The following is a 22321-nucleotide window of genomic DNA, read 5'->3' on the forward strand; positions in this document are numbered from 1 at the left end:
CGTTTCCCAGTGCATCATTCCTCACGCCGTGGATGAAGAAGTTTCTATAATGGCATGAATTTATTGACACAGTAAGACTAGTAGATATCGACTCCGGAGCCATCGTCATGGTCAATCTCCTGACGATGGCTCCGAAAGACGAGGCCGCGTTTCTTGCGGCATGGGCCGCCGATTCGCCATCCATAAAGCGCCACCCAAGCTGCATCTCGACGCGGTTGCATCACGCGATCGGCGAGAACCCGACCTACCTCAACTGTGCCGTCTTTGATAGCGTGGCCGCATCGCGCAATGCCTTCAGAACGCCCGAGTTCCAGCAAAGGCTCACGGCACGCCCGGCATCCGTCGTGGCCCGCCCACCCCGCTTCGCCAAGGTCGCGGTTCCGGACCGGTGCACGGCTTGACGCTATGGTGACAACACATATGAAACGCATCCAATATAGTCGCTATGGCGGTCCGGAACTCATGCGCGTGGAGGATTTCCAATTGGCTGCGCCCGGCAAAGGCGAAGTGGCCGTGCAGGTAAAGTTTGCCGCGATCAATCCGATCGACTGGAAGTTGCGCAATGGACAGATGAAGATTGTTACTGGCAAGGCTTTTCCCCGCGCCATGGGCATGGATTTTTCGGGGACGGTCATCAACGTCGGTCCCGGTGTGACGCGCCACAAAGCAGGCGACGCGGTATTTGGACTCGCCCGCTTCAAGGAAAGCGGCGCGCATGGGGAAGCAGTCGTGACGAAGGAAAACTTTCTAGCGACCAAGCCTGAGAACATTTCGTTCGAGGCCGCGGCGTGCCTCGGCACCCCCGGTGTCACGGCATGGAACGGGCTGATCGACAAAGCGAAACTGCGAACCGGCCAGCACGTCTTCATCAATGGCTGTGCGGGAGCGGTCGGTGAAGCGGCCGTGCAGATCGCCCAACTGTTCGGTGCCGTCGTCTCTGGCAGCTGTAGTGCCCGAGACATGGAGCGTGCGACATCACTGGGGGTGCAGCACGTCTACGATTACCGGACGACCGATCTATCGAAAATCACTACACGCTTCGATGTAGTTTACGATACCGCGGCCACCATGACGGTATCGGACGGCCTAGCCATGCTGCGCCGGGGCGGCGTGTTCCTGGATCTTGATCCAGGCTCGGCCAAGCTTATTCGGGCGATTTTCGATCGACGGCTCAAGCTCATCATCGGTTCGCCGCGAGCGGAGATTCTGGAAAAGCTGGCGAGTGCCGCTCGGGAAAACAGATTCAAAATTCCCATTGGAGAAATCGTTTCCCTGAACGGTGCCATCCAGCTGATTAGCGAACTGGAAAAAGGCCGTAGGCTCGGCGGAAAGGGCGTCGTGGCGATGGAGTAAGCATGGCCAGAAGTCATCGACTGTTCGATCTGATGCAAGCGCTTCGACGACACCGAAGAACAGTGTCGGGAAAAGCGCTTGCGCTGGAACTCGGTGTGTCGCTACGCACCATCCGTCGCGACGTCGCGACGCTGCAGAACATGGGCGCCGATATCGATGGAGAGCCGGGTGTCGGCTACATCTTGCGACCAGGATTCCTTCTGCCACCACTCTCGTTCACCGCGGAAGAAATCCAGGCGCTGGTTATCGGAGCACAGTGGGTCAGCCACCAAACGGACGATGCGCTTGCCCTTGCTGTGACGAATGCATTGGCCAAGATCGACGCTGTTTTGCCCGCTGACATGCGAGCCGCACTCCAGGACGATACGGTCTATGTGGGTCACCCGCTGAAGAGCCAGGCGCCACTCGACTTGAGCGACATCCGCCGGGCACTTCGCGAACAGCGCAAGTTGCGCATCACCCTGTCGATCGAACATGCACCCACTGACGAACAAGTGGTCTGGCCGATCATGGTGGGTTTGATAGACGGCAAGCGGTTTATCGCCGCCTGGTGCGAGCTGGACAGCCGATTCCGCGTGATCGGTCTGGATGACATTGCTACCGCGGAAGTTCTAGTTGAACGCTACACTCGCGACCGCCGGCAGTTAGTCAAGGAATGGCGCACCCAGGAGATGCGTCCATGCAATAGTCAAGGAACCGTTTGCTAACGAGTTGGAGTTGTGTCCAGTCGGACTGCCGTTTGTGTAGTGGACCCCAGGTTCATTCAGTCCCATCCGCTTCACCCGGCACCTCGCTGCTATCGCCAAAATCTGTTCGATCCAAAAACAACCTTGCCTCACAGGAAACCGCCCATGCAACGGGCAACATGGCACGCGTGGAGATTCATTGGCCGCGTTAGCTGAACGTATCGAACCGGTTGGACGCGCCTGCAATGTCGTTAGGGATGCAGATACTTGTCGAAGAACACACTCAGATCCGTAAAGTGCGCCTTGGTCTCCGGTGCATCGGGAGAAAGGAGATACTGAAAGTGAGACAAACCTTCGAAAACGATCAGATCTGCCGTCACGCCGGAATCTCGCATCTTGCGATGAACTCTCAAGGTGTTGCTTAGAAACAGATCCCGCGATCCAGTCGTGAGTATCGCAGGAGGGAAACCGTGAAAATCACCATAAACGGGGGAAAGCATCGGATCCTTTGGATCGTGCCCGTTCGCATACAGCGCCGCCGCATCGCCAAGCCATCCGCTGTAACGGACGAGCACATTGTCAATACCTCTATTGGTAAAGTACGTGTCGCCAGTCTCGGTGAGATCGGACCACGGCGTGCCCGGCGCGATGGCCCCGGGAACAGGCAGTCCTTCCGCTTTGGCGCGGAGTACCAAAGCCAGCGTCAAGGCGCCGCCGGCTGAATCGCCAAATACCGCAATTCTTTTGGGATCCGTGCCTTTTATGACCTCCTTATAGACCGCAATCGCATCATCCAAGGCTGCCGGATAGGGATGGTCGGGTGGCATGCGGTAATCAATAGCCAACACTTTGGCGTGTACAAAGCCAGCCATCAGGATGGCCTCGTATAGCCCTGCTCTACCGGGATTCAATACGTATCCGCCTCCGTGGAGGTTGAGCAAAAGTCTGTTCTGATTGCGTTCCGATACAATGTTTGGCGAGACTTTAAAAACGTTGACCCCTGCGATCTTTTCCGGTTGAACCGTTACATCCATCTTCAAGATTAGATCCGCCAAGCGTTCGTCGGTTGCGCCTGCCAACTTGCCAACCCAGCGTTTCCATTCCGCCCGTGTCTTCGGATGGTCGTCCCAAAATGGAGGTGGTCCCGCCGCGATTATCGTTTGAATTTCAGGGCTGACCGTAATGGGAACAGGGATCGCGCGATTAGCTCGATCCAGCCCACTCTCGTAGGCGCTCGCGGGACCCGGCATCAACAAGGTCAGGGCAAACAGGAACAATAAGCGACTACCTAGCGCCACGGGTTTTCTCCTATCAACCTGCTGAATCAGGGAACTGAAGCTCGCCACCGGCGTATTCTCCTGGAATCCGAGAACCGCGCTTCATCAACTCGCGCCCCAGCTTTTGCAACACATTGCACCGCTAAGGCGCCGCGACGGACAATCAGGCGAAACCGATCATGGCCTTCGTTTCGAGATATTCCTCCATCCCGAATATGCCCATTTCACGACCGTTACCCGATTTCCGATACCCCCCCATCGGGGCGACAGTATTCGCGGGCGCGCCGTTGAAGAAAACGCGACCAGCGTTCAATTTGCGACAGACGTTCAGTCCTTTTTCGCGATCTTTGGTGAAGACGTATGCACCAAGTCCATATTCGGTATCGTTTGCGATCTCGACCGCTTGTTCTACCGTTCTGTACGTCAGGACCGAAGTGACCATCCCGAAGATTTCCTCACGAGCAATCGTCATATCGGGAGCGACATCGGCAAAAATCGTAGGACGAACGAAGAATCCGCGGTCCAACCCGTCCGGACGGCCAGGGCCCCCGCAAACCAGACGCGCGCCTTCCTCGAGGCCCACATTGATGTAGTGCTGAATCCGATCGAACTGTGCGCGATTGACCACCGGACCGTGTGTCGTTGCGGGGTTTTTCGGGTCTCCGATACACATGTCAGCGACGGCTTCGCGAAGATAGCCGAGCACTTCTTCGAGCTGATCCTGATGCACGAGAAGGCGCGTCGGAGAATGGCAAGACTGCCCGCTGTTCGAAAAGCCACGTGTCGCGTTATATACCGCGGCCGCCCGCAAATCGGCATCCGGCAGCACAATGTTCGCCGACTTTCCACCGAGTTCCTGCGCGACACGCTTTACCGACGGCGCAGCCGCCTCGGCCACGAGAATCCCGGCACGGGTCGAGCCGGTAAACGACACGATGCCAATATCCTCGTGCGCGCTGATCGCGTTGCCGACGGTTGGGCCGTCGCCGTTCACAAGATTGAATACCCCGTTGGGCACTCCTGCCTCGTGAAGAATTTCGGCCAGGATCAACGCGCTCACGGGCGTGAATTCAGACGGTTTCAGCACGACCGGGCAGCCTGCTGCGAAGGCCGACGCGAGCTTGTTGCAAATGAGCTGGTTTGGCCAGTTCCAGGGGGTAATGAGTCCGGCCACGCCAATCGCTTCACGACGAATGATGCTGACGCCCAGCCAACTCTCGAATTCGTAACCCTTGAGCGTCTCGATTGCCTGCCGAAGCGCGGCAAGACCGGAGGCCGTATGTTGTTTCAACGAACATGGTGTACCCATCTCCTCCGTGAGGGCCGCCATGATGTCGTCTTCGCGACGCAAGTAGACCGCGACGATGTTATCGAGGAGTTCGATCCGCTCCTGCTTCGACGCGGTACTAAAGGCCGGTAGCGCACGCTTGGCAGCCTGCACCGCTCGATCCACGTCCGCGGCACTTCCCAACGCCACGACGCCGAAGGTCTCCTCCGTCGCCGGGTTGACGAGGTCAAACGGACGCGACTCGACGGGATCGACCCACTCACCATCAATGTAGAACTGCTCGAATTTTCGCATTGTCTCGGGTTTAACGGTTGAAGTATGCAAACCACCATGCAAGACATGTGCCATCAGACCGACCCATGGCATTCCGCGGCTCCGCCGCGTCGAAAATTCAATGACCTCGGATCGATTGACCGCAGGGTAAGCACGATTGTCTTCAACAAAAACATGACGATCATTGATCGCAACCGGCGTCCGTATCACGTCGCCTGCTGCGCCACCAAAATCAGACCCCAAGAAAACCGGCATACCGGTGACGTGCTCGCGGATCTTCACAATAGCGACGACATGCTCGTTTCCGACTCCGGCGGCCCCGCCTTCCGATAGCCCCGCAATACGGCATCTGCCGTGGGAATCGGAGTCTTGACCGACGTGGCCAAACGTGGGCAGCAGTACGGTGCCTTATACGTGACATCCATACGGGTACCGTCTAATTCGCGTGCAACGATGCGCCGATTCGAATACCGAAATCCGACGCTATTACTGATGACCTCGGCCATTTGATTGGAATCAAGATTCGACCTTCGCGCCGGGCGCGAGTATCTCGATCGGTGTCACACACCGCCAGTGGATGCCTATTTTTCAGAAGTTTCTAGGCCCCCGGGCGCCGATCGTTTCTAGCCCGACGAGGCCGAGTTTTTCGCCTCTCGACTCGATGTGCATGTCGTCTCCCGATATTTCCGCGATTGCCAAGGTCGTGAAAGCCACTCCGTCGGCAGTCTCGCAATCAATATGCCATCGAGCAAACTAGAGAGGCTTCGCATCATCACCAGTCAAACGGCTACGTTATCCAGCCGGCCTGATATGGCCTGTCAAGACGTGGTCAGCCCCATCTGAGCGAGACGTTTGTAGAGATAGGACCGCGAGATTCCAAGGCTCGAAGCCACTCGCTTCTTGTTTCCGCCGAATTGCGTCATCGCCTTCCGAATTAGCTGCGCCTCGACCTGTTCCACTGCGCTGCTCACGCGCATCGTGTCCGAATGGCCCAGCGAAGGCGGATGCGACGGCTGATCCGGGAACACCGGAGCCGTCACGGTCACTTGAGGACCCGCATCTGACAGATCGATCGCGCCGAAGTCGATTGCGTCAATGATGTCTGTATCGCTAAAAATGGCAGCCCGTTCGACCGTATGCATCAGCTGTCGCACGTTACCCGGCCATGAATGTGCCTGAAGATAGGCCAACGCATGGTCCGACAGCCGCTTCGGCCGCTGCCCGTGCCGTTCCGCAAACTGGTTAAGCGCCAGATCCGCAAGTAGCGGGATATCATCGAGTCGCTCGCGAAGCGCCGGTAGCCGAATGACGACCGCACCGATTCGATAGAATAAATCGAGCCGGAACGTCCCGTCGGCGATCATCGCTTCGAAGTTGCGGTTGCTCGCACTGATCAAACGAAAATTGGAGTTTCGTGCTTCGGTTCCGCCGACGCGCTGGAACGATCCGTCCTGCAACACACGCAACAGCTTCACCTGCACGTCGGCCGGCATGTCTCCGACCTCGTCGAAGAACAGGCTCCCGGCATCTGCCTGCTCTATCTTGCCACGTCGGCCTTTGCGTTCAGCGCCCGTGAATGATCCGCCCTCGTAACCGAACAGCTCACTCTCGACCAGTGTCGACGGTAACGCCGCGGCGTTCACCATGACTAGATTGCCGTCGCGCCTGGCGCTCAGCTTGTGAATCGCGTGCGCCGCCAACTCCTTGCCCGTTCCACTTTCTCCCGTCAGCAGAACCGGAACGTCGAGCGGCGCGACCTTCACGATTTGCTGCTTGAGGCGCTGCATCGCCTGACTTTCCCCAACAATCTGGTCCAGGCCGTAGCTACGATTCTTGAGATCCTTCAGCTCCCGCTTGTAGTACGCCACTTCCGACTTCAATTTCGTCAACTCGGTCGAGAACGTCTGCAATTGCTCTGGTCCCTTGAACATCACTTGACCAATCGCGCCCACCGTCTCCCCGCGGGCATTCCTGATCGGATGCCGCGTGACGACTCGCGTCACACCTCTCATCTCCTGAATTGCACCAATTTCCGCTTTACCAGACGATGCTACCTGATCGAGCCTGGTATTTTCGATTACTTCGGATACGTGGCGGCCAACCGAGCTCCCTGACTTCATTCCAAAGAAGCGCTCATGGACGGGGCTGATATACCGCAGCACCCCGTCGCGATCTACAACGGTCAGCGCTTCGAATGGATTCGTCAGAAAATGACTAAGGATGTCGCTCGCGAAATCGACTGAGCCGACGAATTCGAATAGCGCATCGCGCCCATCTCGGAGCAAAGCAACGAGTATCGTCGCGTCCGTGGCAGGTAGAACGATAACCACAACCGGCGAAGAATCGGGACCTTCAACCGAGAAAAGGCGTTGCTGGCGACGCCTTGCTTCGTGCCATCCTGCGATGATTCTCGTCGCCATTTCGCGCTGCTCGACGATGCCGGTCGCTATCAGCTCTGTTCCGGCTGCCGACAGAATCAATACGCCACGTAGCGAGGCCGCCGCAACGCCAGGCCTGGCCAAATCGAGTGTCTCCATGGTGTTATCCCTATGTCTCCGTGGCGATTATTGAATCGCCTTTTTTTGGATCTGTCCTCACCGCGGACACAGCCTATCACCACGAGAGTCAATGATTAGTGGGTCGAATCGACAGCACTTGTCGATCCGACTCATCAATCGTTCGGCATCACCGTGGCAAGCGCCCACACTACCGCTTCGTCACCCACGGAACCGCGCCCGTGAGGAGAATCACTTAATCCTCATACGTATCGGTCCACTTTCCTCTGCCTGGGCGCTTGTCACTGGACGCGCCGCGCTCGATATGTCATTGCGGCAACTGCAGCAGACGAATCAAATCTGTCGTCGTGCCGGCATGTTCGAGCACCCGCACAGCGGCCTCAAGGCGGTCCACCTGATCCGCCGGGAGCGCTTTCGACGCGAGGCGGCGAAACTTGGCCGCCATCTGTTCATCACTCATCGGACGCTGGTAACTTCCGAGAAAGTTGTCGACGGTCTTGCTCAATTTCTTTCCGCTGGTCAGCAGAATCTCGACATCGGCACCTCGCGCAAACGCTCTGCCCTTTTGCTCGCGCGCTTCGCTTCGCACCACATCGACACGCTTCGCGAATTCGACGAGATCCGGACGGTCAACGTTTTCCTCGATCATCTGATCGACGAATACCTCACCGTCAATCAGCTTCATGCCGACGCAGAAGCCGAGATGCATCTGGGCCGCCGTCAGACCGTTGGGGATGTAGGGGGTCCAGAATGAATGGCGGACCGCATCCTCGGTCATTCGCACGGTAATTCGCTCGACGTCGGTCGCGGTTACGCCCGTTTCCTCCATGAGCTCCTCAATCGCGTCCAATGCGGACAGATTCGTGCCGACTGCAGCGTGCCTCTTGATCGAAATTCGCATCGTTTCCCAGCGCGTGCCGAGCTCGCTGGTCAGCGCCGACAAGTCGAATTGGTCGGCGGTCTGGGTGAAGGTGGTGCAATATCCGCCATAGGTTTCCTCGAACACGTCCTCGATGCCGGTAAACCCGTCCGCAGCGAGTAATGCCGAATACAGGCCACTTTGCGCGGCCTTCGCCGACAGCATCCGCTTCACCATCGAGCCGAACTGGGCGGCCATGATGCCGGACGCCTGGGCACCCGCAATGCCAAACGCATGGTAGATCTGCTCGCCGTCGAGCCCGAGGACGATGCCGGCCGCGACCGCCGCCGGAAATGGTCCGAAGATGCCGGGCGTATGCCAGCCCCGCACCAGCATCTTGTTGCCGTTCATGCACAGGCCCACGCGAGGGCCGACTTCGAAGCCTGCGATGATGGCAGTCAGGAGGGTTTCGCCATCGACGTTTTCGGTGCCGACCAATTCGGCCGCCGCGAGCGCCGCCGGCAGCACGGCGGCGCAGCTGTGAATGGAAGCGGGATTCGCGTCGTCCAGCTCATAACCTTGAATCATCGTGCCGTTGAGCAGCGCCGCATTCACCGCAGATGCCGTTTCTCCCCTCCCCCACACCGAGGCTCGGCCGCCATCGGGTTCGAGCTTGCCGACGACGCCGGCCAGGATTCGGGTCCACTCGAGATTTGCGCCGAACAACCCGCATCCGAAACCATCGAGCATGATCAGCTTCGCGCGATTGCGCACATCCTCGGGAACGTCGGCCAGTTTGAGTCCTGCTGCAAAATCTGCCAATTGACGCGTATATGACGTCATGAATCAACTCCTCCAAATTTCATTATGCAAATCACTGCTTCGGCATGCCCACATAGGCGGCCAGCTTTGTTTTCTCGGCTTCATTTTTCAACAGGAGATCCGTGAACTCTCGTGGCGACATCGTCACCGGCTCGAGCCCGTAGCTCCGAAGGCGGTCCGCCAACGCCTTGTCCGACAGCGCCGCCTGCAACGCCGTCGACAGGCGTTGAACGATGGCCGGCGGCGTTCCGGCCGGCGCCATCAGCCCTTGATACAGAACGTAGCTATAGTTGGGATAACCGGCCTCGGCGACCGTCGGCACGTCCGGAAGGGCAGCGAGGCGCTTCGGGGATGTCACCGCCAGCGCCCTCATCTTTCCTGCCTTCAGATACGGAGAACTGCTGATCAGCGCGTCGAAGATGACGGAAATGCGTCCACTCATTACTTCAGGCAGCGCCTCCCCGTTACCTTTGAATGGAACGTGCATCATCTTCAAGGCGCTCTGCTGGAGGAACGCAGCCGTCGCAAGGTGAGTCGTACTGCCAACACCTGCGGATCCGTAGGACAGCTTGTCCGGGTTCGCCTTCGCGTAAGCGGTCAGTTCGCCGAACGTCTTGAAGGGCTGGCTGGCGCCAACTTCGATCAGAAGCGGTGATGCGACCGACGGCCCCACTCCCGTGAAGTCCTTGCGGAGAACGAAGCCCGGATCACGCTTGACTGCTGACTGGAGGCCGAGCGTATCCGCCGACGTGGCCAGCAGCGTGTATCCATCCGGCGGCGCATCCTTCACATAGCGGATGCCGACCAAGCCGCCTCCGCCGCCACGATTCTCGATAATCACCGGCTGTCCCAGGCTCTGTCCCAGCTTTGGCGCCAGCAAGCGGGTGACGGTGTCTGCCAGGCCGCCCGGCGCCGTCGCGACCACAATATGCACCGGCTTGGTGGGAAACGGGTCGGACGCCGAAGCGGCCGCCGCGCTGAACAGGACGAATGCGCCCGCCGCCAGTCTGCGGCAAAACAATGCTTTTTTCATAAGAGGATCCTTTCTCCAAGTCCTTGATTTCCTGCTACGCCGCGTCGAGGATCCCTCGCACGTCGACGGCGTTCGTCACCTACTTGCCGATCCGCCGGCTACTGCTTCGGCATACCTACATATGCGGCTAGCCTTGCTTTCCCAGCTTCGTTTTTCAAAAGAAGATTCGTGAACGCCGTGGGCGACATGGCCACCGGCTCGAGCCCGTAGCTTCGAAGGCGGTCCGCCAGCACCTTGTCCGACAGCGCCGCCTGCAACGCCGCCGACAGGCGTTGAACGACGGCCGGCGGCGTTCCGGCCGGCGCCATCAGCCCTTGATACACAACGTAGCTGTAGTCGGGATAACCGGCCTCGGCGACCGTCGGCACGTCCGGAAGGGCAGCGAGGCGCTTCGGGGATGTCACCGCCAGCGCTCTCAGCTTCCCTGCCTTCAGATAGGGGGAACTGCTGACTGGCGCGTCGAAGATGACGGAGATGCGTCCACTCATTACTTCAGGCAGCGCTTCCCCGTTACCTTTGAACGGAACGTGCATCATCTTCAGAGCGGTCCGCTGCAGAAATGCGGCCGTCGCAAAGTGAGTCGCACTGCCCACGCCGCCGGATCCGTAGGTCAGCTTGTCCGGGTTCGCCTTCGCGTAAGCGGTCAGTTCACCGAACGTCTTGAAGGGCTGGCCGGTGCCGACGTTGAGCAAAAGCGGCGATTCGACCATCGGCCCCACTCCCGCAAAGTCCCTGCGGAGAACGAAGCCCGGATCACGCTTGACTGCTGACTGGAGGCCGAGCGTATCCGCCGAAGTGGCCAGCAGCGTGTATCCATCCGGTGGCGCGTCCTTCACATAGCGAATGCCGACCAAGCCGCCTGCGCCGCCGCGATTCTCGATAATCACCGGCTGCCCCAGGCTCTGCCCCAGCTTTGGCGCCAGCAAACGCGTGACCGTATCGACCATGCCTCCAGGCGCCATCGCCACCACGATATGCACCGGCTTGACCGGAAACGCGTCGGTTGCCGAAGCGGTGGTTGCACTGACCACCACGAAGGCGCACGCCGCGAATCGACAGTCAAAAGAAGCGTGCTTCACGAGAAGCCTCCGTCTCCGAGATTGTTATTGCCTACCACGCTGCGTCGAGGATCCCCCGCACATCGGCGACGTTCGTCACCTCACGGGGGCTACGCTTGATGAACCAGTCCTGCATCGCCGCTTCCGCGATCGGATCGAGAGCCTCCCGGGCCACGCCGATGTCGCGAAGTCTCCGGGGAATGTCCACTTTCGCAAGCAGGCGCTCAAGGGTCTCGACGGCCGACATCGCGTACATCTGTGCCGAATCGGTAGCCAGCGGAATCCATAGGCTTTCGGCAATACGCCCGACCGTATAGTGCGTTGCCGAGCTATTGAAACCCATCGTGTGCGGCAGCACGATTGCGTTGATGATCCCGTTCGACACGTCGCTTCGATGACCGATTGCATGTGCGAGTACCGACGAAAGCCCGCCGCCCGACTGCTCGGTACCCCGGCCGCAAAGAACGGCGGCGATCGCCAAACGTTCCCGAGCCGCGACATCTTCGGGCGACATGCGGTCGATGTTGCGCGCGACAAGTCGTAGCGCTTGCGTCAACATCGCCTCCGACACGAGGTCGCAGCGCGGCGACTCCAGCGCCTCGACTGCAGTGGAAAGCGTGTTGAGCGTCGCACCCTCGACGAGCGCCGCCGGTGCGGTGCCAAGAAACCCTGGGTGAAGGAAGATTGCCTTGGCCCGCGTCTTCGGATCGAACAAGGCAAGCCGCTGTCCCGTCTCGTCGTCGTGCACGGCGCTTCCCGCCTTGACGAACGCCGTACTGGGTGTGGTCGGCACAACGAATTGCGCGAGCTTGGGAGCGGCAAGCCGAGGACTATCGAACGCTCCGTCCGGGAGCCTACGGGTGCAAAGCTCGTGCGCAGGCCGCTTCTCCGCGAGCAGGATGCTTGCCGCACGCGCCGTGACGGCGGCCGACCCACCGCCCACCGCGATCACGGCGTCTGCGTCCAGTGCGCTCAGCGCACGCGCCGCTTCTTCCACGGCGTGCACGGGACTATTCGGCCGAACCGTCGGAGATTCGCCGACCAGCAAGGGGCCGAGCACATCGCGCAACTGCTGCATCGCATTGGACGAGCCGACTGACCGACCGCTGACGATCACTGCACGCTGACACCCACTGCGCTTCATCTCCCTCGCCAAGGCAGCGAGACTTTCCTCACCGCAGTACAGTCGCAATTCCGGGGCAATGTGTTGAAAGGAGATCGATCGAGAGGTCTGGTTCATTGTCTGTATGCGCAAACGCGTGGAACGAGGTTGCCCATCAACTTGCAATTGACGTGCCATGCTTGCCGCAGCAACGTCGCAGTCTACGGGCGCCGACAAACTGTCCACGCCGGCGACGGCCTGCCCAATTCGTGTCCACCGCGGCGACACGTGCCGCTCGCCGCGCCTTCATCGCTGCCGCACCGGTGCGTGCAGAATGGCCCGCTCATGCAGCGGCAAACGTGATCCCCGCCCGCGCTTCGAACAGCCTGGCCAGTTCGTCGATATTGGCGTCTCCCCCGAGCTCGTTCGCTCCGGCCTCGACCGCATTACGGACCGCATTCGCAATCAACATCGGCGCACCGCAATTCATGGCGGTCTCACATGCAAGCCGAAGGTCCTTCACCATGAGTTCCAGACGCAGGGTTGCCGACCGGCCGCCCGCCGCGAGGACAGGAACGACACGCTCGAACGTAGCGCTCCACCCTGAACCGCTGTTGATCACTTTCTCCATGTCCCGGAGTTTCAGGCCGTTTTTGATACCCATCGCCACGGCTTCATACGCGATCAGCCGATTGCACGCACCCAATGCGTTCTTGACCAGTTTGGCGATATGCCCATATCCGGTGTCACCGCAATACACCACGTTCGGGCTGATGGATTCGAGAAGCGGCCGAACGCGTGCGCACATGTCCTGCGCCCCGCTGCACATGATCGCCACGGTACCTGCGTGCGCGCCGCTCGGACCGCCTGAAACGGGTGCGTCCACTAGCGCCACGCCCAGCGCCTTGAGTTCCTCTGCCATGAGGCGCGTGGCGGACGGATCACCCGTCGTCTGATCGATGACGATCTTGCCTGCGGCGAGGCCTTCCCTCAACCCCCCCTTTCCGAACAGAACCTCTCGGACGACTGTCGAGTCGGGCACGCAAATCATGATGACGTCGCAGTCGCGTGCCAGCGAGGGCAAATCCGACGCCGCGACTGCGCCGTCGGCTTCGAGATCGCGGACGATATCGGGCCGCACATCGAACACCTGCACCTTTCGAAACTTCATCAGGCGCCGCACCAGCGCCGCGCCCATGGCGCCAAGTCCGACATAGCCGACCGTCAGCTCGTCCCGCCCCGCCATCGCTGCCGTCGCTGCCGTCGCTGCCGGCAGCGACATCGCATCATCACGCAGCCGCGTGCCCGCCATCGACTCGATCAGCTTGACGACATCCTCGAGCCGGGCATCCTGCCCCAGCGTATTGACGCCGGTCTGCAGCAAGCCGAGCGCGATGCTCGACACAGGCATCGGCGCGCCGGCATCCATGCCGAGTTCGATCGCTTGACGAACGTCCTTCACCATCAGGGGAAGCGCGAAGTTGGTCGCGGCCCTGCCTTCGACAATGGCCGGCAACATGGTCTCCGTGATGCGGTTCCGTGCAGTGCTCTTGTTGAGCAAGTCAGTCAAGGTCGCGAGCGGCAGTCCCGACTTTCTTCCCATCGCGACGATTTCCAGCGTCGCCAGGCGGCATGCCGCGTTCATCACGTTGTTGACCAGCTTGATTGCCTGCCCGTCGCCGACCCGTTCCCCGCATCGGAAGACGTTCGAACTGATTGCATGCAGGATCGGCGATACTGTCTGATAGGCACTGTCGGGACCGGAGACCATGATGGTCACCTTGCCCGCGCGAGCGGCGGCCAGACCGCCCGCCACCGGCGCGTCGATCATCGCGACACCCTTTGCCTCCAACTGGCGTGCGATGTCCCGGGTTTGCTCCGGCACACCGCTCGTCTGATCGATGATGATCTTTCCCGGCGTCAACCCTTGCGCCAGCCCTTGTGCGCCGAAGATCACCTGCCGCACGTTCTCCGTGCGCGGCAGACACAGCATCAGGACGTCGCAGCGATGCGCCAGCTCGGCTGCGGATGATGCTACGCCCGCACCGAGCTTCTCGAACTCGGCTACAGCGGCAGTATTGATATCCCAGACGCACAGGTCGTACGTGCCGATGAGTCTTTGCGCCAACGGCGCCCCCATCGCGCCCAAACCGATATACCCGACTTTCATATACAGCCCCTTTTCCAAAATATGCCGCGTCGCGGTTTCATTCCGCTCAGCCGCGAATCGATTGCAGGTTCCGTACCAGCTTTGTTGGGCGCCACCCCATACGCCCCCACGGCGATAGCGCGATCGCCGGAACATAGCTATCGCTCGCGCATGTCGTCGGAAAACACAGTTGTCCGCATCAGCGACGGTCGAATGACTCCGGGCGTGCCTTCATGCGACGCTTCTCCTCAGATCGGCAGCACATCCGGCGCCCGTTGGCATCGCAATTGCTTCATCACTGCCAGATCGGTTATCGCCGGGCCGAAAAACGGCTATCCGTTTTCGGTCGAATCACGAAGCCAATCTTTTTCGCGCCCAGCGCTAGGTATTTCGGGGCGATTCGGGTGTTCGGATGAGGTAGCGCCCTTTACGGACTTGCACCCATTGATAACTACCAGAAGGAGACTTTGATGGCGAAACATTGGAACACTGCCAAAGCGGCGGCCTGCGTAGCGACGCTCGCCGCATCCTGGGCGGTTTGCACGCCGGCGGCAGCACAATCGTGCGAAGTCAAGATCGGCGTGCTCGGCCCGATGAGCGGCGGTGGATCGTCGCAGGGCCTCGCCGAGAAAGCGGCCGTCGAGTTCGAGGCCGCTTATACCAATGCCAATGGTGGCCTGCAAGTCGGCAACCGCAAGTGCAAGGTGGTGCCGACGAGTTACGACTCGCAAGCGACCGCTGCCGGTGGAGCGGCCGCAGCCAACTATTTCGCGAGCCAGGGCGTTCATGCGGCTGTGGGCCCGGTTCCGTCGGTCGAGCTGGCGGGATTCAAGCCCATCGCGAAGCGGTACGGCATCGTGAATTTCGCGCACTCGTACGCGAAGGATGTCATCAACACGCAATATCCGCTCGCCTTCGCGGTATCACTCACGCCGCAAGTCTGGGGTGCCTATGTCGTGAAAGCCGCAAGGGACGAGTTCAAATTCAACAAGGTGATCGTTGTTGCACCGAACGATCAGGGCGGCACCGATGCAGGCAAAGCACTGGTCCAGGAGTACGAAAAGGCCGGTGCCAAGGCGACGCTCGAATTCTATCAACGCGGCACCACGAACTTCGCGCCTATCGTGGCCCGCCTGATGAGCATGAGCCCCGAGTCGGTGGAATTCGGACCGATGCCGCCGGGTGAAGCCGGCATCCTCGTCAAGCAAATGCTTGGCGCTGGATACACGGGTGCGTTCGGTGACCTCGGTAGCGGCGCGGAGGTGGTGCTGAACACCGTGGGAGACATTTCAGCCCAAAAGGCGTTCTACTGGCTCGAACTCGCTCCGCTGGACGACCCCGGCATACAGCGTCTGAATGCCGACTACGAACGCGTGACGAAGTCGAAGGTGCCGGACAACACGCTGTTCTATCCGTCCGCACTCGCCGCGGAGCATCTTCTGCGCGCGATCTCGCGAGCCGGAACCGATCAAGATGGCGAAAAGATCGCGGCCGCGTTGCGAGAGACGACGCCGGAATCCCGCTACCTCGGCAAAGGCGGCTGGCGCGGCAAGGCGCAATACGGTGTCAATCAGCAGCTCGCCTTCCCGATTGGGATGGGCGTGATCGCGAACGGTAAAAGGCAAAAGGATCGACGCATCGCCATTGCGTCGGAACCTGCGACGCCGTGAACCTCGGATAGCGCGGTTCATCGCCGAAGGTCGTATGGGGAGTCCACGCTTCCGCGCGACTTTCGGCGAATCTCTCGGTCGCCACGGCATCGCGGAGCAACGAGACCACATCCGGAATCCGTGCGCCTCGACCGCGTTGCCCGACCGCACATGGTGGCTTCGATATGAAAAGGAAAAGGTGACATGAAGCGTTTTGAAGGAAAGACGATCCTTGTAACAGGAGCCGGCAGCGGGATTGGCGCGGCGTGTGTCCGACGTCTGTTCGACGAGGGCGCATTGGTTGTCGCAGCAGACGTACGCAAGGGCGATGTCGACAAGGTCGCCTCGGAATTCGGCCCGACTAGCCGTATCCACGCCGTCGCGATGGACGTATCGAATCGCGACGACGTCAACGCCATCGTGGCCGACGCCGCTCGACGATTCGGCCCGCTTCACGGGCTCGTGAACTCCGCCGGCATCCGCGGCGTGGGCAATGTGCTGGATTTTGATCCGGACGCGTGGCGTCGAGTCCTGTCAGTGAATCTCGATGGAACATTCAACGTCTGCCAGGCATTTGCACGCGTCGCAACGGAAGCGAAAACACCCGCCGCAATCGTCAACGTTTCGTCGGGGGCGGGAATACGCGGCGTACCGAACCGCCTCGCATACTCCGCGTCGAAGTTCGGCGTCTCGGGCATCACGCATACCATGGCACTCGAACTTGCCTCTTACGGTATCCGCGTGAACGCCGTAGCGCCGGGGATGATTCGCACCCCGATGACAGCCGTGATGTTCGAGGATCCGGAAAACGAAAAGCGCATTCGCGCGGCGCATCCGATCGGCCGCGAGGGAGAGCCTGAAGAGGTTGCCGCCGCCATCGCGTTTCTGCTGTCGGATGACGCCAGCTTCGTCACGGGTATCGTCATGCCCGTGGACGGCGGCTCCACGGCGGGCATTCCATCTCACTGAGATATCGCGCCTGCCGTCCACGATGCGCGGACGGCAGGCTGAACTGTGGATCTTCTCGCCGATCTTCTCGCCGGGGACATGCGGCGCGTCGAGCAAATTGCTCGCGCCCCCCCGGCGCACGACGCCCGGTTCAGGAAAGGTCGACGCGGTAAACGCGGGCCGCGGTATCGTGAAAAAGCGCCGCCTTTTCTCGAGGCGATGCGCCCCGGACGATATGCTTCAGCGCGTTCCACATCGGCACGAATCCGCAGGATCGACCATCGGGCGGATAATTGCTTTCCATCATGCAGCGCTCGACGCCGAAAGCATCGATGACGGTCTCGACATAGGGCCTCCACGCATCGGCGAGTTCCAGATAGCCGACCGGCTCCGCGCGTTTCTCGAAACCGAACCCCCAAAACGGCAATCCCAGGCCGCCGATCTTGCACAGCACGTTTTGGCGGCGTGCCACCTCGCGTACGGCCGATCGCCACTGCGCGAACACGCCGGCACGGCCGTCGGCGTCCATGTCCATGCTCATCGCCTGGCCCAAGTGATTGAGGACGATGATCGTATCGGGAAACATATCGGCAAGCTCGCAAACGTCGGCCATCTGATGATGGAACACTGCCGCATCGAACGTCAGGCCGCGTGCTGCCACCTCCTGGAAGCCGGCGCGAAATCCCGGGGATTTCATGATTCCAGGCGCCGGCCGGTTCGTGACATAGCGAAAAGGCGCATCGCTCGGATCCTCGATCGTGATCTGCCGAACGCCCCGGAATCGCTCCGGCGCGGCTTCAAGCGACCGTTCGAGCAATTCGGCCACTGCCGACCCGAATCGCAGGTCCGCGTTCCCCACGATCGCCGCGCAGACGCGGCAATCGCCATAGGCGCCGCTGGCGCTCATCGCCGCAACCCCGTTCGCGAACTCGACCTCGCCGAGCGGCCGCAGCACTTCCGGGCCATCCTTGCGTGCGAAGGCAAGCGTTTCCACATAGATGGACGCGACGATCCGATGTCCCGCGTTCACGTCCGCCAGGTAATCCTCGAACATGTAGCGCAATGCCGGTCTGTCAAAGAGATGGTGAGCTGAATCGATGATCGGCAGGTCGGGATCGATGATAGGCTCATCGCGACCGGCCTTCAGTTGCGGGTACGGAAACATGTTCGTCATTGCATCACCTTGTCTTGATGTGAATTCGAATTCAAAGATATTCCTCCGCGAGCGCGACATCCCGAATCTCGTCGACCGTGCCGCTGCGCCGCACCTCGCCGCCACGCATTACGTACGCGCGGTCGACAAGCTTGAGCGCGGGACGTGCCATTTGTTCGGTCATCAGAATCGTGGTGCCGCGACGCTGCAGCTCCCGAATCGACTCGCTGATGCGCTCGATCCATACGGGTGCCAGTCCGAGGAACGGTTCGTCCAGAAGCAGCAGTTTGGGCAGCGTGCTTGCCGCTCGGGCCAGCGCGACGACCTGCTGCTGCCCGCCGCTCAGTTGGTTGGCCGGTTGGTCTGCGCGCTCGGCGAGCAACGGAAAAGTCCGCTCCATCCACTCGAGGTTCGCTTGCGCCTGCATCTTCGAAATACCGAGCGTGCCCGCCAGGACGTTTTCCCTCACGCTCAGCGAGCGGAATATCCGGCGCCCCTCCGGCGAATAGCCGATGCCGAGACGGGCGCGACCGGGGCACGAGACACCAACCAGGTCCTTCCCTGCAAAGCGGATCTGACCGGATACCGCGGGAACCAGACCGACTACGGCATTGATCAGGCTCGACTTGCCCGCGCCATTCGCGCCGACCAACAGGACCGTTTCGCCCTCGTTCACGTCGATCGACACTTCCCGGAGGGCCACGATGCCGCCATAACGAACGACCAGCTTCTCGATGCTCAGCATTTTCAATCCTCACTCACGCCCAGATAGGCCTCGATTACATCACGGCGGGAAAGCACATCGCCCGGTGCTCCCTCGGCGAGAAGCCGCCCCGCCTCGAGCACGACAATGCGCGGGCACAGTCGCTTGACCATATCCATGTCGTGCTCCACGATCAGGACGCCGCAGCCCAGCACGCTGCGCGCATGCTCGATGAAGCGGTCCACCTGCGGCCGCTCCCGGGCCTCCAGCCCTGCGGCCGGCTCGTCCAGAAGCAAAAATCGGGGTCTCGAAGCGAGCACCATCACCAGGCCCAGCATTTTCTGGAGTCCGTACGGCAACTTGTCGCTCGGGTCGTAAAGGTGCTGTGCAAGACCGAACTCGTCCAGCAAACCTTCGATGCCGAGATCCGCATTCGAATGGGAGGTGCTGAAGCGCTGGGCACGAAACAGATTCTCTTCGACCGTCGCGCTCTTGAACGTGTTGGTCTGCTGGAAGCTGCGCGCGACGCCAAGACGTGCCACGTTGTAGAACCGCATCCCGGAGATGACCTGCCCACCCAGCAAAATGCGCCCCGACGTCGGCGGCAGCATTCCGCTCATGACATTGATCAGCGTAGTCTTGCCTGCGCCGTTCGGGCCGATCACGCCAAGCACGTCGCCCGCCGACACTTCGAATGAAATGCCTTCGAATACGCGCAGGCCGCCGAATCGCTTGGTGATCGCTTCGACTTGCAATGTCGCCGGTACTGGCGCTCGGTTGCTTTGTTTTGAAATATCAATAGGCGAACTCATGCTCGACGATCCTCGATACGCGGTTGCAGCACGCCGCGATGGCGCACCCTCATCTTGTCAAACACGGTCGTCAGCGTTCCCACGATGCCGCCGGGCGCAATCATCATCACGATGACGAGCAGCAGCCCGAACAATCCGGACGACAATTGAGCGTAGCTGCTGAAAACATCGTTCATCGTGATGAGCAGCAGGCTACCCACCACGACACCCAGCAACGATCCGCGGCCCCCGACGAAGACATACGCGATGTAGCTGTTCACGGACCAAGTGGTGAACGAGCTCGGATGGGCGGTCGAGAGCATGTTGACGAGTGCGAAACCCGCCAGTCCGGACACGGCGGCCGAGGTAATGAAGCCGATGGTGCGATATTTCCACGGCGCAACGCCAAGGCTCTCCGCGAGCGTCTCGTTCTCCTCGATCGACGAGAACTCGGGCCGGAGAACGTGCGTCATGCCAAGCGTAAACAACGCGGAGACGATGCAAATGGCAACTGTGACGACGACGACCGTCGCCGGCGACGTGGCCCCCATCCCGAACAGCAATGCGGGCGGGACACCCGTGATCCCGTTCGCGCCGCCCGTCAATGTCGGCGTTTGGAAGATGACGATCTGAAGTATTTCGTTGAAGACGAACGTAATGAAAATGAAGTACACGCCTTTGAGTCGGAGCACCAACGCCCCGAGCGGCAGCGCCACGAGCGCCGGCACGATCGCGCTGATCAGCATGAGCAGAACGAGGTTCGTCGTACCGGCATTCGCCGCGATGGCGGCGGCATAGCCACCGAGCGCCATGAAAGACGGCGCGGAGAACGACAGGAGTCCAAGCCGCAGCATGATGTAGATGCCCAGCGCGGCACACACGCCGATGGCGGACTGACCGGCCAGCGAATACATGAACGGGTCCGTTGACGCAAAGGGTACGATGAGAAGCAGTAGCAGTACGATCACGCCCGATATGTCGAGCATGAAGTCACGGCGACGATGGGTCATTTTCATAATTCAGGCCTTGCGTGTAACGGTACCGAACAGCCCCTGCGGGCGAACCAAGAGGATCAGCATTACGATCACGAACAGCACGAGCGCGCCTTGGGAACCACCAAGATAGACACTCGCGTAAGCCTCCACGAGGCCGACGACGAATGCGGAGATCGTGGCACCGCCGACACTGCCCAGTCCGCCCATGACGACGACGATGAACGCCCTGCCGAGCACGGCATCTCCGCTGGAAGGCTCCAACGCAAGAATCGGCGTGACGAGTGCGCCGGTGAGCCCGGCCAGTGCCGTTGCAATGGCAAACGCCAGCGGGAACATGCGTGCGGGCCGGATCCCCTGCGCGCGCGCAACCGGACTGTCGTCCGCCATCGCACGCAGCGCGATACCATATCGGGTCCTGAAGACGAGGTAATAGACGCTGCCGATCGCGAGCGCGCACACGCCGAAGACGATCAGGTTTGCGTAAGGGATATAGAAACCCGGACCGCGCAGCGAGCCGGTCACCGGGAACGGGAAATTCATCGGCTCGGCCCCATAGGCGGCCGTCATGCCGGTCGTGATGATCTGATAGATGCCCAATGTCATCAGCATCGTCGCCAAATGGTCGGAGACATTCCTCTCCACAACCACGACCTCCACCAGATAGCCGATCACGCCCGTGGCCAACGCAGCGATCAGCACCGCTGCCGCAAACGGAACGCCCAGGGACTGGGACAGCGAATAGGCGATGTAACCACCGAGGATGTAGAAACCGCCATGAGCGAAGTTCACCACGCCCATGATGCCGAATATGAGCGTGAACCCGATGCTGATCAACGCATACTGGGTGCCCAGGCTCAGGCCGATGACGCCAGCCGAAATCAAGCCTTCCATGACTTTGATACCTCTCTTTCGATCGTTGGGATAGAGGACGCGCCGAACGAACGGCCGTCAACGTTCGGGACGGCGTTCAGTCAATCGAAAGGCGGATCACCGATTGCCGCGCATGGGGAACGTCATCTGTCCCGCGCCGCGCGTCGCGGTGTGCGGTTTCGAAAAATGGAAGGTGGTGCATCGATTGTCTCCTGTTTTTTTACTGCTATCGCTCGACCTCGAATGCCGCCGGCTGTCTGCGCGAACGACTAACCGTCCGCGACCTCGGTGGCATCGGCCCTGTGCTTGAATCCGCAGCCCTCCGGCGGCACGTCAAGTAGCACGGATAATGCAATGCCCATGCCAGCATCGGGCCGGTGTTCCAGGCGACCCGCACGGCTCCAACGCCGGGCGAACGTGATCTTGAAGCGAAAGAACCGGAGCCCCTTGTCCATGCGGCTCCGATCGGAAGGCACCTGGCAAGACGCGACTTCATTGATCATCGAAGTCGACGGAGATGCGAAAGGGACGAGTGCACACAACGCGGCAGCTGTGTCCTTGAAAAAGACAGGTGTCCATTCCGGCGACTCCCGCCAGACAAGGCTCCGGCCATCGGGAATACCCTCGGAAGCAGCCTGTGTCTTCCACATCGGAAGCCGTATCGAACTGGCATGGATCGCCGATTTCGCGTCACGGCCGCTCTCGTTTCGTTGGTGCGCTACATGTTCGGGTAATTCGGCCCGCCACCGCCTTCCGGCGTGACCCACACGATGTTCTGCGTCGGGTCCTTGATGTC

Annotated in this window: 19 protein-coding genes; 5 read left to right on the forward strand and 14 right to left on the reverse strand. The window is 60.5% G+C overall.

Annotated features, from left to right (window positions below):
• Positions 1–107 precede the first annotated feature (107 nt).
• Genes BTE28158_RS31485 through BTE28158_RS31495 form a run of 3 tightly spaced genes read left to right on the forward strand, consistent with a single transcriptional unit; the run spans position 108 to position 2060 of the window.
• Positions 108–401, forward strand: coding sequence for an antibiotic biosynthesis monooxygenase family protein (locus tag BTE28158_RS31485; protein ID WP_151050238.1), 294 nt, complete (start codon positions 108–110; stop codon positions 399–401).
• 19 nt (positions 402–420) lie between these two features.
• Positions 421–1353 (forward strand): NAD(P)-dependent alcohol dehydrogenase, encoded by a 933-nt coding sequence (locus tag BTE28158_RS31490; protein WP_124905905.1) that lies wholly within the window; start codon positions 421–423, stop codon positions 1351–1353.
• Between the two features lie 2 nt (positions 1354–1355).
• Positions 1356–2060, forward strand: coding sequence for a helix-turn-helix transcriptional regulator (locus BTE28158_RS31495; protein WP_124905907.1), 705 nt, complete (start codon positions 1356–1358; stop codon positions 2058–2060).
• 230 nt (positions 2061–2290) lie between these two features.
• Here BTE28158_RS31495 and BTE28158_RS31500 read toward each other — a convergent pair whose 3' ends face one another.
• The 8 genes from BTE28158_RS31500 to BTE28158_RS31535 form a co-directional block, all read right to left on the reverse strand.
• On the reverse strand, positions 2291–3385 hold the full coding sequence (locus BTE28158_RS31500) for an alpha/beta hydrolase (RefSeq protein WP_244108031.1): 1095 nt from the start codon (positions 3383–3385) through the stop codon (positions 2291–2293).
• Positions 3386–3479: 94 nt separating this feature from the next.
• Complete coding sequence (locus BTE28158_RS31505; RefSeq protein ID WP_124905939.1) at positions 3480–4898, reverse strand: aldehyde dehydrogenase family protein; 1419 nt, start codon at positions 4896–4898, stop codon at positions 3480–3482.
• Positions 4899–5695: 797 nt separating this feature from the next.
• Complete coding sequence (locus BTE28158_RS31510) at positions 5696–7414, reverse strand: sigma-54 interaction domain-containing protein (protein WP_124905909.1); 1719 nt, start codon at positions 7412–7414, stop codon at positions 5696–5698.
• A gap of 286 nt (positions 7415–7700) precedes the next feature.
• Positions 7701–9095 (reverse strand): MmgE/PrpD family protein, encoded by a 1395-nt coding sequence (locus tag BTE28158_RS31515; RefSeq protein WP_124905911.1) that lies wholly within the window; start codon positions 9093–9095, stop codon positions 7701–7703.
• 31 nt (positions 9096–9126) lie between these two features.
• Entirely contained in the window at positions 9127–10107 is a 981-nt protein-coding gene (locus BTE28158_RS31520; protein WP_124905913.1) for a Bug family tripartite tricarboxylate transporter substrate binding protein, read from the reverse strand.
• A gap of 98 nt (positions 10108–10205) precedes the next feature.
• Entirely contained in the window at positions 10206–11186 is a 981-nt protein-coding gene (locus tag BTE28158_RS31525) for a Bug family tripartite tricarboxylate transporter substrate binding protein (protein ID WP_124905915.1), read from the reverse strand.
• Between the two features lie 31 nt (positions 11187–11217).
• Positions 11218–12405 carry an iron-containing alcohol dehydrogenase family protein gene (locus BTE28158_RS31530; protein ID WP_170296450.1) on the reverse strand — a complete coding sequence of 396 codons (1188 nt, stop codon included), beginning with the start codon at positions 12403–12405 and terminating at the stop codon, positions 11218–11220.
• A gap of 205 nt (positions 12406–12610) precedes the next feature.
• A complete protein-coding gene (locus tag BTE28158_RS31535) occupies positions 12611–14437 on the reverse strand; it encodes an NAD(P)-dependent oxidoreductase (RefSeq protein ID WP_124905919.1) in 1827 nt (608 codons plus the stop codon).
• Positions 14438–14886: 449 nt separating this feature from the next.
• Here BTE28158_RS31535 and BTE28158_RS31540 point away from each other — a divergent pair, with 449 nt between their 5' ends.
• Together BTE28158_RS31540 and BTE28158_RS31545 are read left to right on the forward strand one after the other, a co-directional pair.
• On the forward strand, positions 14887–16086 hold the full coding sequence (locus tag BTE28158_RS31540; protein ID WP_124905921.1) for an ABC transporter substrate-binding protein: 1200 nt from the start codon (positions 14887–14889) through the stop codon (positions 16084–16086).
• Between the two features lie 183 nt (positions 16087–16269).
• Positions 16270–17034, forward strand: a complete 765-nt coding sequence (locus BTE28158_RS31545) for an SDR family NAD(P)-dependent oxidoreductase (RefSeq protein ID WP_124905923.1) — start codon at positions 16270–16272, stop codon at positions 17032–17034.
• A gap of 130 nt (positions 17035–17164) precedes the next feature.
• Here the strand turns inward: BTE28158_RS31545 and BTE28158_RS31550 are convergent, their stop codons facing one another.
• The 6 genes from BTE28158_RS31550 to BTE28158_RS33025 form a co-directional block, all read right to left on the reverse strand.
• Positions 17165–18187 carry an amidohydrolase family protein gene (locus BTE28158_RS31550; RefSeq protein WP_239007394.1) on the reverse strand — a complete coding sequence of 341 codons (1023 nt, stop codon included), beginning with the start codon at positions 18185–18187 and terminating at the stop codon, positions 17165–17167.
• A gap of 31 nt (positions 18188–18218) precedes the next feature.
• Positions 18219–18911: an ABC transporter ATP-binding protein gene (locus BTE28158_RS31555; protein ID WP_124905927.1), complete on the reverse strand. Its 693-nt coding sequence runs from the start codon at positions 18909–18911 to the stop codon at positions 18219–18221.
• Between the two features lie 2 nt (positions 18912–18913).
• Complete coding sequence (locus tag BTE28158_RS31560) at positions 18914–19681, reverse strand: ABC transporter ATP-binding protein (protein WP_124905929.1); 768 nt, start codon at positions 19679–19681, stop codon at positions 18914–18916.
• Positions 19678–20670: a branched-chain amino acid ABC transporter permease gene (locus BTE28158_RS31565; RefSeq protein WP_170296449.1), complete on the reverse strand. Its 993-nt coding sequence runs from the start codon at positions 20668–20670 to the stop codon at positions 19678–19680. Before BTE28158_RS31565 ends, BTE28158_RS31560 begins: the two co-directional genes overlap by 4 nt.
• A gap of 9 nt (positions 20671–20679) precedes the next feature.
• Positions 20680–21546 (reverse strand): branched-chain amino acid ABC transporter permease, encoded by an 867-nt coding sequence (locus BTE28158_RS31570; protein WP_124905933.1) that lies wholly within the window; start codon positions 21544–21546, stop codon positions 20680–20682.
• Between the two features lie 697 nt (positions 21547–22243).
• A partial coding sequence (locus BTE28158_RS33025; protein ID WP_148092509.1) for a 4Fe-4S dicluster domain-containing protein occupies positions 22244–22321 on the reverse strand: 78 nt, incomplete at its 5' end.

Source organism: Burkholderia diffusa, assembly GCF_902499115.1.
In the GTDB taxonomy this organism is placed as follows: Bacteria; Pseudomonadota; Gammaproteobacteria; order Burkholderiales; family Burkholderiaceae; genus Burkholderia; species Burkholderia diffusa.